The organism is Agrobacterium sp. RC10-4-1 (genome assembly GCF_014138475.1).
GTDB lineage: Bacteria > Pseudomonadota > Alphaproteobacteria > Rhizobiales > Rhizobiaceae > Agrobacterium > Agrobacterium pusense.
Genome location: NZ_JACJIT010000002.1, coordinates 762833 through 775863 on the forward strand (window position 1 = coordinate 762833; position 13031 = coordinate 775863).

A 13031-nucleotide genomic window follows, 5' to 3' on the forward strand; every position below is an offset into this window, starting at 1 on the left:
TCCCGCTGGAGTTGCTTGCGGGGGAGACATAGTGACTGACATCGTGGGATTGCTGTTGCCGTTTTTCGGCCTCATCTTGATCGGCTACGGCGCTGCGCGCATCACGAAACAGCCGGTCGAGGCGATGGGCTGGCTGAACACCTTCATCATCTACGCGGCGCTGCCGGCGCTGTTTTTCAAGCTGGTGTCGAAAACGCCGGTGGAAGAACTGGCGCGGATGGATTTCGTTGCCGCCAGCCTCGTCTGTACCTATGGCATTTTCTTGGTTGTGTTCCTGATCGGTCGTTTTGTCCGGAAAAACAGCCTCGCGGAAACGACGATCCAAAGTTTCGCGGCAAGTTACGGCAATATCGGCTATATGGGCCCGGGCATTGCGCTTCTGGCGCTCGGCGAAAAGGCGGCGGTGCCTGTGGCGCTCATCGTCTGCCTCGAAAACGCCGCGCATTTCATTGTCGCGCCGGCGATGATGGCCGTTGCAGGCGGCGACAAGCGTTCCCCGGCGAAGCTTGCGCTGGATGTGGCTCGCAAGGTCATCACCCATCCCTTCATCGTATCCGTCATCGCCGGTTTCCTGGCCGCTTCGCTGTCATGGCAACCGCCGGAGGCGGTGCAGCGGCTGGTGGATTATCTGGCGCAATCAGCCGCACCCTGTGCGCTGTTTGCAATGGGCGTGACGCTGGCCCTTCGGCCGATGAAGCGGGTGCCGGTGGAGATCAGCTACATCGTGCCGGCAAAACTCATCCTGCATCCGCTCGCCGTTTATCTCGTGCTGTCGTCGCTCGGGCGATTCGAGCCGGTGTGGATCTATTCCGCCGTGCTGCTGGCTGCTTTGCCGACCGCGACGAATGTCTTCGTCATCGGCCAGCAATATCATGTGTGGCAGGAGCGGGCGTCGGCGACGATCCTGATTTCGACGGTGCTGTCGGTTCTCACGCTGACGGGCGTGGTTTATTTCATCCAGCCTTTTTGAAGCTGCCGAACAGCAGTGAGGGCAGGGCCTTCAGGCCCCGGCCGGGTTCGATGCCTTCGCGCATGACAATGCTTCGGAGCGTACCGATGCCGGAAAGCACGTGCAGGCCGGCTGCGCGCGCCATCTGGATGGGCAGGAAATCCGAAAGCAGCGAGCGGTTCAGGAGATCGACGCTCAGTGTGCGGCTATAGACATCCGCCCGCCGCCTGCGGTCGAAGCTGCTGCCGGCATCGGCCGCAATGGGGCGGTCGGAAACGGCGCTCAGCAATTCCGTCAGTGAGATGATGTCGCGCAGGCTGAGGTTCAGTCCCTGTGCGCCGATGGGCGGAAAACCATGTGCCGCCTCGCCGATCAGGGCGACGCGGCCCTTGCCGAAGCGATGGGCGGTCATGGAAGAGAGCGGCCATGCCTGGACGCTATCCTCGACGGTAACGGCGCCCAGCATGGACTGCATGCGTTCCTCGACCCGAAGGCTCAGCGCTTCCAGTGGCAGGGCAGTCAGTTCTTCCGCCTGTTGCGGGGTGACGACCCAGACGAGGCTGGAGCGGTTGCCGGGAAGGGGAACCTGCGTGAAAGGGCCGGTGGGCGTGTGGAATTCCGTCGAAACATTTCCATGCTGTCGGCTGTGGCCGAAGTTCAAAACGACGGCGGTCTGCGGATAGGACCAGGATTTCACGCCGATGCCGGCTGCATCCCGGACCATCGACTTCCTGCCATCTGCCCCGATGAGGAAATCGGCAGAGAGCGTTTCGCCATCCGCAAGCGTCACCGTCGCGCGGTCGTCGCCGAGATCGATCGTCTCGGCGAAGGTGTCGAGGCGGGTAATATTGTGTTCCTGCTCCACCGCTTCGCTGAGAACACCGAGCAAGGCCTCGTTGGGGATGTTCCAGCCAAATGCATCCAGGCCGATTTCGGAGGAACGGAACTGCACTGTCGGTGCTCGCAACAGACGGTCGGTTCCGTCTATGATCTGCATGGTGGAAAGGCGGGCGGCCGAAGGCGCGATGCGTGACCACAGGCCGAGACGGTCCAGGAAGCGGATAGACTGGTCCATGAGCGCCGTGGTGCGCCGGTCCTTCCTGTCGGTGGAAGGTGCTACGAGCGCCACGTGGCGACCCGCCCGTGCCAGTGCGATGGCCGCGATCTGACCCGCAAGTCCTGCACCTGTTATGGCGATATCGAAGTGTCTCATGGTCCTGATCCGTTGTTATTTCCAGAGCATCATAAAGGCTTTGCATCGGCAAATCCACTTCCGGACGGGAACATCCGGTTGTGAAGATTCATTGGGTCTGCTGCCACATTAGTCTTAGGATAAGCGGACTGAGCCGGTTGCAAAGCGTGGTGAATGGCCGCATACCGGAATAAGCAGGGCGGATGAAAAGCGGGGCGCAGACGCTGACCATGAAAATTTTCAACTACAAGCGTGTTCCCTATGCGGAAATCCGCGCCTTTTCCGTTCATATTCTAACGGCGTCCGGTTCCTTTCTTGCCTTCCTTGGCGTCGTCGCTGCTTCCGAGCACCGTTTTGTCGATATGTTCTGGTGGCTTGGTCTTGCGCTGCTGGTGGATGGGATAGACGGCCCTATCGCCCGGAAGGTCCGGGTCAAGGAAGTGCTGCCAAACTGGTCGGGCGATACGCTCGACAACATCATCGATTACGTGACCTATGTGCTTCTGCCTGCCTTCGCGCTCTATCAGAGCGGCATGATTGGAGAGCCATGGTCCTTTGTGGCGGCGGGCATGATCGTGGTGTCCAGTGCTATCTACTATGCCGATATGGGGATGAAGACCGACGAATATTTCTTCTCGGGCTTCCCCGTGGTGTGGAACATGGTGATCTTCACGCTCTTCGTGATGGATGCCAGCGCCACCACCGCCATGACAGTCGTGACTGTTTCGGTGTTCCTGACATTTCTGCCGATCAATTTCCTGCATCCCGTGCGGGTGAAGCGGCTGCGGTCTCTCAATCTCCTTGTCGTGGCCATCTGGTGCGCTCTTGGTGGTTATGCGCTGCTGATGCATTTCCAGACGCCGACATGGGCGGTGGTGGGGTTCGTGGCGAGCGGCATCTACCTGTATTGCATCGGAGGAATTTTACAGTTTTTCCCAACGCTCGGCGCGAAATGATGAAGAGGTAAAGCCGTTTATTGCTTGTGCAAATTGCATTTAAGCAGCTTCTTTTTCAGTTGTGCGCAGCAGCAAAACCGTTATCAATAAGTTCTGATCACGTATCATTGCATACTTTTTGGTGCGGGATTGGGAACAATGACCGCGACCGTCTGAAACGCCTCGAAGAAGGCATGGACGGTTGGTGAGAGAGGGAACTCGTGACTGGAACTTTGGCGCCGGAGGCCGTGCCTCTCCTGTCCGTTCGCAAGCTGACCAAGCTGTTCGGCAATTTCGCCGCCTGCAACGGTATCGATCTCGATATTGCGCCGGGTGAAATCCACGCGCTCCTGGGTGAAAACGGCGCGGGTAAATCCACGCTCGTCAAGATGCTGTTCGGCGTGCTTTCGCCCACCGAGGGCGATATCATCTGGCAGGGTCAGCCGGTTTCCGTGGGCTCGCCAAGCGAAGCCCGCAGGCTCGGCATCGGCATGGTGTTCCAGCATTTTTCGCTGTTCGAGGCACTGACGGTTGCTGAAAACATTGCCCTGTCGCTCGATCCGAAAATTTCATTGAAGGAAATCGCCAGGGAAGCGGAAACGCTGTCGCGGGCCTATGGCCTGCCGCTCGACCCCAATGCGCATGTGGCCGATCTTTCGGTCGGCGAGCGCCAGCGCATCGAAATTGTCCGTGCTCTGCTGCAGAACCCGCGGCTTATCATTCTTGACGAGCCGACCTCGGTTCTGACGCCGCAGGAGGCCGACAAGCTTTTCGAGACCCTGGAGAAGCTGAAGGCCGAAGGCCGTTCCGTGCTTTATATCAGCCATCGTCTCGAAGAGGTTCAACGCATCTGCGACCGCGCTACGGTTCTGCGCCATGGCAAGGTGACCGGTGCCTGCGATCCGCGCCGGGAGACACCGGCATCGCTGGCGCGCATGATGGTGGGCAGCGATGTCGCCAGTGTGTCGCGCGCGACGGGCGAAGCGCTGGGTGCGCCGCAGATCGAAGTCATGGGGCTTTCGGTCGCGCCGCGCACGCCGTTCGCCGTGGCATTGAAATCGATTTCGATGACCGTGCGCGCCGGGGAGGTGCTGGCGATCGCCGGGGTCGCGGGAAACGGGCAGGGTGAGTTGTTCGACGCGCTTTCGGGGGAATACCCGGTTTATAATAACGATGCGATCCATCTCCGCGGCAAGCCGGTCGGCCGGATCGGCATCAACGGTCGCCGGCTGATGGGGGCGGGTTTCGTACCGGAAGAGCGCCATGGCCACGCCGCCGTTCCCGGAATGAGCCTCTCCGACAATCTGTTGCTCGCGCGGGCCCGCTCCGATCGCAAGGCGTTCCTGACCGGCGGTTTCCTGCGTATTGTCAGGGGGTCGGCCATCAGGGCAGCGGCGCGGCGCATATCTGAAACCATGGATGTGCGCAAAAGCGGGGCCGATCCGCTGGCAGGGTCGCTCTCAGGCGGCAATCTGCAGAAGTTCATCGTGGGACGCGAGCTCGACCGCCAGCCGGCCGTGCTTGTCGTCCACCAGCCGACGTGGGGCGTGGATGCGGGTGCTGCAAGCCGCATCCGTCAGGCACTTGTCGATCTTGCCAAGTCGGGCTCGGCGGTCATCGTCATCAGTCAGGACCTGGATGAAATCTTTGAAGTCGCCACCAATATCGCGGTCATCTCCGACGGCAAGCTTTCCGAGGCCCATCCGGTGGAGGAAATGACGCTCGAAAAGATCGGCCTGTTGATGGGCGGCATTCACACGACACATTCGGGAGCCGCCCAGCATGCGCATTGAGCTTGAAAAACGCGCAGGGGTTTCCCGGCTTTTTACATTTCTGTCCCCGCTTCTGGCGCTGGTGCTGACCCTGCTGGTCGGTGCTGTCATGTTCGCCATGCTCGGGAAGAACCCGGCCCATGCGCTTTATGCCTTCTTCGTGGAACCATTGCTCGAAGTCTGGTCCCTGCACGAGCTGGCGATCAAGGCCGCGCCGCTGATCCTGATCGGTGTCGGCCTGTCGATCTGTTATCGCTCCAATAACTGGAACATCGGAGCGGAAGGGCAATTCACCATCGGCGCGATTACAGGCTCCATACTGCCGGTTCTTTATCCGGACTGGCATTCGCCGCTGCTTCTGCCGCTCATGCTGGTGATGGGAGCTCTCGGTGGGGCGCTTTATGCGGGTATTCCCGCTCTCCTGAAGACGAAGTTCAATACCAACGAAATCCTCGTCAGCCTGATGCTGGTCTACGTTGCACAGCTTTTCCTCGACTGGCTGACGCGCGGAATCTGGCGTGATCCGGGCGGTTATAATTTCCCGCAGACCAAGCCTTTCAACGATAGCGCCGTGTTGCCGGAGATGCTGGCATCGGGCCGGGCGCACTGGGGCTTCGTTTTCGCCATCGTCGCGGCGATCGCGCTGTGGTTCATGATGCGCTACATGCTGAAGGGCTTCGAAGTCACCGTGCTTGGCCAGTCGGCCCGGGCAGGGCGATTTGCCGGTTTCTCGTCGAGCCGCATGGTGTGGTTTTCGCTGCTGCTATCGGGCGCGCTGGCCGGTCTTGCGGGCATTTCGGAAGCCTCCGGCTCCATCGGCCACCTCCAGCCCAGCATTTCGCCGGGCTATGGTTTTACAGCCATCATCGTCGCGTTTCTCGGCCGTCTTAACCCGCTTGGCATTATCCTGTCAGGGCTGGTGCTGGCGCTGACCTATCTCGGCGGCGAGGCGGCGCAGCTTTCGATCGGTGTATCGGACAAGGTCACGCGCGTGTTCCAGGGGCTGATGCTGTTCTTCGTGCTCTCCTGCGATACGCTCATCTTCTATCGCATCAAGGTCGTTTTTGCCGGCAAGGCGCATCACAAGCAGGGAGCGGCATGATGGACATGCTTCAGGCCATTCTCCTCACCGTCATCACCGCCGCGACGCCGCTCGTCATAGCCGCCTCCGGTGAGCTGGTGGTGGAGCGATCCGGTGTGCTCAATCTCGGCGTCGAAGGCATGATGATCATGGGTGCGGTCTGCGCTTTCGCGACCGCCCATATGACGGGCTCGCCCTATCTCGGCATTCTGGCCGGCATTGCTTCGGGTGCGGTTTTTTCGCTGCTGTTCGGTTTTCTGACATTGACGCTGGTTACCAATCAGGTGGCGACGGGTCTTGCGCTCACCATTCTGGGCCTGGGCGTATCCGGTATGCTGGGCGAAAGCTTCGTTGGCCTGCCAGGCGTCAAGCTGCAGCCGATCGTCTTTCCCGTTCTGTCGGACATACCCTTCATCGGCCCGCTGCTCTTCCGGCAGGATCTGATCTTCTACCTTTCCATAGGGCTGGTGGCCGGCATAGGCTGGTTCCTGTTCAAAAGCCGGGCGGGCCTGAAGATACGCGCCATCGGCGATAGTCATGCCTCGGCCCATGCGCTCGGGATCAACGTCATCCGCACACGCTATCTGACTGTCATGTTCGGCGGTGCCTGTGCCGGTCTCGCTGGCGCGCAGCTTTCGCTGGTTTATACGCCGCAATGGGTGGAAAACATGTCGGCCGGGCGTGGCTGGATCGCGCTGGCGCTCGTTGTCTTCGCGTCCTGGCGTCCATGGCGGGTGCTCGCCGGCGGTTATCTGTTCGGCGCCGTCACCATCGGGCAATTGCACGCGCAGGCCTTCGGCATCGGGGTGCCGTCGCAGCTTTTGTCGGCGCTACCTTACCTTGCAACTATTGTCGTGCTGGTCATCATCTCGCATAATCGCCGCACGACGTTGATCAATACACCGGCATCGCTGGGCAAGTCCTTCGTGCCGGACAGGTAAAGCATTCTCACGTCTCCAAACCAACAGGGGTAAAAATGAAAAAACTGGTCATCGCACTTGCCGCTTCCATCGCGGCGCTGGGAGGCGTTGTTTCCTCCGCTGAAGCCGCCGACGCCAAGAAGGTCTGCTTCATCTATGTCGGTAGCCGCACCGATGGCGGCTGGACGCAGGCGCATGATATCGGCCGCGAAGAGCTGCAGAAGCACTTCGGCGACAAGATCGAAACGCCGTTCCTCGAAAGCGTTCCGGAAGGCCCGGATGCTGAACGCGCCATCGAGCGCATGGCCCGCTCCGGCTGCGAACTGGTGTTCACCACCTCCTTCGGCTTCATGGATGCGACCGTGAAGGTTGCCCAGAAATTCCCTAAGGTGAAGTTCGAGCACGCAACCGGCTTCAAGACGGCCGAAAACGTCGCGACCTACAATTCGCGTTTCTATGAAGGCCGTTACATTCAGGGCCAGATCGCCGCGAAAATGTCGAAAAAGGGCGTTGCCGGTTACATCGCGTCCTTCCCGATCCCGGAAGTGGTGATGGGCATCGACGCCTTCGTTCTCGGCGCGCAGTCCGTTAATCCCGAATTCAAGGTCAAGGTCGTCTGGGCCAACACCTGGTTCGACCCCGGCAAGGAAGCCGATGCCGCGAAGGCGCTGATCGACCAGGGCGTCGATATCCTGACGCAGCACACCGACACGACGGCACCGATGCAGGTTGCAGCCGAGCGCGGCATCAAGGCATTCGGCCAGGCCTCCGACATGATCAAGGCCGGTCCTGAAACGCAGCTGACCGCGATCAAGGATACCTGGGGCGCTTATTACATCAAGCGCACGCAGGCTCTTCTCGATGGCACCTGGAAGTCGGAATCGGTCTGGGACGGCCTGAAGGACGGTATCCTGACCATGGCGCCCTACACCAACATGCCTGACGACGTGAAGAAGATGGCCGAGGACACCGAAGCCAAGATCAAGTCCGGCGAACTGCACCCCTTCACCGGCCCGGTGAAGAAGCAGGACGGCTCGGAATGGCTGAAGGCTGGTGAAAAGGCTGAGGATAAGGTCCTGCTCGGCCTCAACTTCTACGTTGCCGGCGTGGACGACAAGCTGCCGCAATAATCTGCGTTGTGGGACAGGGTGTCATCCTCGGCCTTGACCCGGATGATACTCGCCATGTCCATGGATCCTCGCCTGAAGGGCGAGGATGACGTGGGAAATTGAGTTCGCAAAGATCGGGGCTGTACATCGACGCATGTGCGGCCTTGCTTATTTTCATGGGTTTTATTGCGTAGATGAAGTTTGCCTTTGCTTTTCCGGCAACTTGATGTCTTTCACTATATTCTGACTGAAGATACACGTCTGGCGCGATTTTTAAAATCGCCAACCGAACGGAAGGACATGGCACTTGCAGCGCGGAATGCTCGATGCGGCGATCGGTCTACGAAAGCTGCGGACAAATCATGCACAGGTCGTTCACAAGCTCGGTCTCGACATCGTGTCCGGCACCTTCAGGACCGGCGACATCCTGCCAGGCGATGCGGAGCTGATGGAGCGGCTTAAAGTTTCGCGCACCGTATTGCGCGAAGCGATGAAGACGCTGACGGCCAAGGGCATGATTTCCCCCAAAGCGCGGATTGGTACGCGGGTGACGGAGCGCGAAAGCTGGAACATGTTCGACAGCGAAGTGCTGCTATGGCACTTCGAGGCCGGCGTCAGCGATGAGTTCCTGCTGCACCTCTACGACATCCGCGAAGCCTTTGAACCCTATGGCGCCGGGCTTGCCGCCATCAGGGCAAAGGATGCGGATATCGCAAAGCTTGCCGCCTATGCCAATGAGATGGGCAATACTGCTTATTCGAAAGAAAAGCGCGCGCTTGCGGACATGAATTTCCATGTCCTCATCACCGAAATGTCGGGCAACCCGTTCATGCGCACCGTTGGTTCGCTGATAAAGGCGGCTCTGGCGGGCATTTTCCGGATGAGCAATCCGGACACCGATCCCAATGAAATTTCCGATGTTTCAGCTTCGCACCTGAAGCTCGTGGAAGCCTTTCGTCTGCATGACGAGGCCGCCGCGCGTCGCGAGATGGAAAGATTGATTGAGAACGGCCGCCAGCAGGTACTGGAATTCACTGCCCGCAACTCCCGGCGATAAATCAGACGGTGGGAGCAGGATGTGATCCCGCTCCAATCACGTTTGATGAAAACCGGTGCGGAAATTTGGTGCAGATTTGCATGGTTTCTTAAGTGGGCCGCCGTTATAGCAATCCGGAATGAAATTACCGATGCGCCCGTCCGTTTTGCCGGACGGCGCAAAGTCAAACATGTGCCGCTGTATCGGCTGCCAGGCAGTCGCCGACGGGGTGTTGGAGGTCTTATGGAGCGCAGCTCTCTAGCCGTTATTCTCGCAGCGGGCGACAGCACGCGCATGAAGTCGTCGAAATCCAAGGTGCTGCATCCGGTCGCCGGCCGTCCGATGATTGCGCATGTGGTCGAGGCGGTGGCTGGATCGGGCGTCGGCACGGTGGCGCTCGTCGTCGGACGTGACGCCGACAATGTTGCCTCGGCGGCGAGCCTGCCGGGACTTCAGGTTGAGACTTTTCTTCAGACGGAACGCAAAGGTACCGGCCATGCCGTGCTTGCCGCACGTGCGGCAATCGAACGCGGCTTCGACGATCTCATCATCGCTTATGGCGACGTGCCGCTCATTACCTCCGCCACGCTCGACCGGGCCCGCGAGGCCATTGCTTCCGGCGCCGATGTCGCGGTGATCGGTTTTCACACCCACCGGCCTACGGGTTATGGCCGGTTGCTGGTCGAGAATGGCGAGCTGGTGGCGATCCGCGAGGAAAAGGATGCGACCGACGAAGAGCGCAGGGTGACCTGGTGCAATAGTGGCCTGATGGCGATCAATGGCCGCAATGCCCTTGATCTGCTCGACCGGATCGGCAACGGCAATGTGAAGGGCGAATATTATCTGACGGACGTGGTCGAAATTGCCCGGTCGCTCGGCCGCCGCGCCGTCGCCATCGATGCACCGGAAACAGAACTGGTCGGCTGCAACAACCGCGCCGAACTGGCCTTCATCGAAAAGCTCTGGCAGGAGCGCCGCCGCCATGAATTGATGGTCGACGGCGTGTCGATGGTCGCGCCCGAAACCGTCTTCCTCTCCTTCGATACGACGATCGGTCAGGACGCGCTGATCGAGCCCAATGTCGTTTTTGGTCCCGGCGTGACGGTCGAACCGGGTGCCGTGATCCATGCCTTCTCACACCTCGAAGGCGCGCATGTCGCGGAAGGTGCCACTGTTGGCCCCTATGCCCGGCTGCGACCGGGGGCCAACCTGCACGCCAACTCCAAGGTGGGTAATTTCTGCGAGGTCAAGAAGGCCGAGATCGGCGAGGGGGCCAAGGTCAATCATCTCACCTATATCGGCGACGCCTTCGTTGGCGCGGGCAGCAATATCGGTGCCGGCACCATCACCTGCAATTATGACGGTTACAACAAGGCTGAGACGCGGATCGGCGCGAACAGCTTCGTTGGTTCCAACTCGTCGCTGGTTGCTCCCGTGACGATTGGCGAGGGGGCCTACATCGCCTCCGGCAGCGTCATCACCGATGACGTGCCCGATGATGCGCTGGCTTTTGGGCGTGCGCGCCAGGAGGTGAAGCCGGGCCGCGCAACCGTGGTGCGGGAGCGGGCGAAGGCGCTGAAGGAAGCGAAGAAAAAGTCGCCTTGAAGGACGTTACGAAGCGATACCGAAAGTGACCGGCGCCATAATTGCGGATTGCACGGGAAAGATTAGAAGTTTCGGCGAAAAGATCGCCGTCTGGAGATATATATGTGCGGAATTGTCGGAATTGTCGGAACTGAGCCCGTTGCTGAACGGCTTGTCGATGCACTGAAGCGTCTCGAATATCGTGGCTATGATTCAGCCGGCGTTGCAACGATCGACAATGGCGCGATGGATCGCCGCCGTGCCGAGGGCAAGCTCTTCAATCTGGAAAAGCTGGTGTCCGAAAAGCCGCTTCCGGGCGTGGTCGGCATCGCGCATACACGCTGGGCGACCCACGGCGTGCCGAACGAAACCAACGCTCACCCGCACTTCGTCGATGGCGTGGCCGTCGTCCATAACGGCATCATCGAAAACTTCGCCGAACTGCGCGAAGAACTGACCGCCGAGGGCGCGACCTTCACCACCCAGACCGACACCGAAGTGGTGGCGCAGCTTCTGGCGAAATATACCCGCGAGGGTCTTGGTCATCGTGAGGCTATGCTGAAGATGCTGAATCGTGTCACAGGCGCCTATGCGCTGGTGGTGATGTTCAAGGACGATCCCGGTACGCTGCTTTCGGCGCGCTCCGGCCCGCCGCTTGCCGTCGGTTATGGCCGCGGAGAAATGTTCCTGGGTTCCGACGCCATTGCGCTGTCGCCCTTCACCAACGAGATCACCTATCTGGTGGATGGCGACTGCGCCATCGTGACCCGGCAGGGTGCTGAGATCATCGATTTCTCCGGCAAGCCGGTGAAGCGCGAGCGGCAGATATCGCAGGCGACGGCCTATGTGGTCGACAAGGGCAACCATCGCCACTTCATGGAAAAGGAAATCTACGAGCAGCCGGAAGTCATTTCCCATGCGCTCAGCCATTATGTGGATTTCGCCTCCAAGACCGTGAAAGAGGCCGATAAGGCCATCGATTTCGCCAAGCTTTCCGGACTTGCGATCTCCGCCTGCGGCACGGCTTATCTTTCCGGCCTGATCGGCAAATACTGGTTCGAGCGTTATGCGCGCCTGCCGGTGGAGATCGATGTGGCCTCCGAGTTCCGCTATCGTGAAATGCCACTTCAGCCAACGCAGGCGGCGCTCTTCATCTCGCAATCGGGTGAGACAGCCGATACGCTGGCATCGCTGCGCTATTGCAAGGAAAGCGATCTCAAGATCGGCGCCATCGTCAATGTGCGGGAATCGACCATTGCCCGGGAATCGGACGCCATCTTCCCGATCCTTGCCGGACCGGAAATCGGCGTCGCTTCCACCAAGGCCTTCACCTGCCAGCTTGCGGTGCTTGCTTCGCTCGCCATTGCCGCCGGCAAGGCGCGCGGCACGCTGAAGCCTGGTCAGGAAAAGGAACTTGTGCAACATCTGATCGAGATGCCGCGCATCATGAGCCAGGTGCTCAACATCATCCAGCCGCAGATAGAGGGCCTGTCGCGCGATCTGTCGCGCTTCAAGGACGTGCTTTATCTCGGCCGGGGCACCAGCTTCCCGCTGGCGCTGGAAGGCGCGCTGAAGCTCAAGGAAATTTCCTATATTCACGCCGAAGGTTATGCTGCCGGCGAGCTGAAGCACGGCCCGATCGCGCTGATCGACGAGAACATGCCCGTCATCGTGATTGCACCGCACGATCGTTTCTTCGAAAAGACCGTTTCGAACATGCAGGAAGTCGCCGCGCGCGGCGGCCGTATCATCTTCATCACGGATGAGAAGGGAGCTGCCGCTTCCAAGCTCGACACAATGGCGACGATCACGCTGCCGACCGTCGACGAACTGATCGCACCGATGGTCTTCTCGCTGCCCATTCAGCTGCTGGCCTATCACACCGCCGTTTTCATGGGTACGGATGTCGACCAGCCGCGTAACCTTGCAAAATCGGTCACGGTGGAATGATCATACGGCCGGAGCGCCAGGGTGACGAAGAGCCGATTGCCTGCGTTACGGAAGAAGCCTTCCGTGACGTCGACCATAGCGACAAGACCGAACATCTGATCGTGGCGCGGCTGCGGGAGGCCGGTGCGCTCACGGTTTCGCTCGTGGCCGAAGACAGCGAAGGGATCGTCGGCCATATCGGCTTTTCGCCCGTGACGCTCTCAAGCGGCGACAGCGGCTGGTTTTGCCTTGCGCCTCTTTCGGTGACGCCGGAACGGCAGGGCGAGGGTATCGGCTCCCGGCTGGTGCGTGAAGGGCTTGGTGCGCTTGATCGGCTGAGCGCATCGGGATGTGTCGTCGCCGGCGACCCCGACTATTATGGACGCTTCGGTTTTCAAGCCGTCGAGGGCCTAAGCGCTGTGGGGATTCCTGACGAATATTTCACAGTTCTTCGCTTGCATGGGGGAACGCCATCCGGCATTGTCAGTTTTCATCCGGGTTTCGATAGCGACAACGCTTAACGC

11 protein-coding genes are annotated in these 13031 nt (G+C 59.9%); 10 read left to right on the plus strand and 1 reads right to left on the minus strand.

Annotation, left to right across the window (positions count from 1 at the left end; all coding sequences use genetic code 11):
* Nucleotides 1-31 precede the first annotated feature (31 nt).
* Nucleotides 32-970, plus strand: a complete 939-nt coding sequence (locus FHW77_RS08220; RefSeq protein ID WP_004442347.1) for an AEC family transporter — start codon at nucleotides 32-34, stop codon at nucleotides 968-970.
* Here the strand turns inward: FHW77_RS08220 and FHW77_RS08225 are convergent.
* Nucleotides 954-2162, minus strand: coding sequence for a UbiH/UbiF family hydroxylase (locus tag FHW77_RS08225; RefSeq protein WP_004442345.1), 1209 nt, complete (start codon nucleotides 2160-2162; stop codon nucleotides 954-956). The genes FHW77_RS08220 and FHW77_RS08225 overlap by 17 nt on opposite strands.
* A 209-nt stretch (nucleotides 2163-2371) precedes the next feature.
* Between FHW77_RS08225 and pcsA the strand changes: the two genes are divergently transcribed.
* The 9 genes from pcsA to FHW77_RS08270 all read left to right on the plus strand — a co-directional run bounded on the left by pcsA (nucleotide 2372) and on the right by FHW77_RS08270 (nucleotide 13028).
* On the plus strand, nucleotides 2372-3097 hold the full coding sequence (gene pcsA / locus FHW77_RS08230; protein ID WP_006698811.1) for a phosphatidylcholine synthase: 726 nt from the start codon (nucleotides 2372-2374) through the stop codon (nucleotides 3095-3097).
* A 212-nt stretch (nucleotides 3098-3309) separates the two neighbouring features.
* A complete protein-coding gene (locus FHW77_RS08235) occupies nucleotides 3310-4869 on the plus strand; it encodes an ABC transporter ATP-binding protein (RefSeq protein WP_034499013.1) in 1560 nt (519 codons plus the stop codon).
* The gene (locus FHW77_RS08240) at nucleotides 4859-5950 is read left to right on the plus strand and encodes an ABC transporter permease (protein WP_004442339.1); all 1092 of its coding nucleotides are present in this window, start codon (nucleotides 4859-4861) and stop codon (nucleotides 5948-5950) included. Before FHW77_RS08235 ends, FHW77_RS08240 begins: the two co-directional genes overlap by 11 nt.
* The gene (locus tag FHW77_RS08245) at nucleotides 5950-6870 is read left to right on the plus strand and encodes an ABC transporter permease (RefSeq protein ID WP_004442337.1); all 921 of its coding nucleotides are present in this window, start codon (nucleotides 5950-5952) and stop codon (nucleotides 6868-6870) included. The genes FHW77_RS08240 and FHW77_RS08245 overlap by 1 nt, the downstream gene beginning before the upstream one ends.
* 35 nt (nucleotides 6871-6905) lie before the next feature.
* Nucleotides 6906-7979, plus strand: a complete 1074-nt coding sequence (locus FHW77_RS08250; RefSeq protein WP_004442334.1) for a BMP family ABC transporter substrate-binding protein — start codon at nucleotides 6906-6908, stop codon at nucleotides 7977-7979.
* A 298-nt stretch (nucleotides 7980-8277) separates the two neighbouring features.
* On the plus strand, nucleotides 8278-9015 hold the full coding sequence (locus tag FHW77_RS08255; RefSeq protein ID WP_034499011.1) for a FadR/GntR family transcriptional regulator: 738 nt from the start codon (nucleotides 8278-8280) through the stop codon (nucleotides 9013-9015).
* A 222-nt stretch (nucleotides 9016-9237) separates the two neighbouring features.
* Nucleotides 9238-10599, plus strand: a complete 1362-nt coding sequence (glmU, locus tag FHW77_RS08260) for a bifunctional UDP-N-acetylglucosamine diphosphorylase/glucosamine-1-phosphate N-acetyltransferase GlmU (RefSeq protein WP_034499008.1) — start codon at nucleotides 9238-9240, stop codon at nucleotides 10597-10599.
* A 102-nt stretch (nucleotides 10600-10701) separates the two neighbouring features.
* Entirely contained in the window at nucleotides 10702-12528 is a 1827-nt protein-coding gene (glmS, locus tag FHW77_RS08265; protein ID WP_004442330.1) for a glutamine--fructose-6-phosphate transaminase (isomerizing), read from the plus strand.
* Nucleotides 12525-13028 (plus strand): GNAT family N-acetyltransferase, encoded by a 504-nt coding sequence (locus tag FHW77_RS08270; RefSeq protein WP_004442328.1) that lies wholly within the window; start codon nucleotides 12525-12527, stop codon nucleotides 13026-13028. The genes glmS and FHW77_RS08270 overlap by 4 nt, the downstream gene beginning before the upstream one ends.
* Nucleotides 13029-13031: the final 3 nt, after the last annotated feature.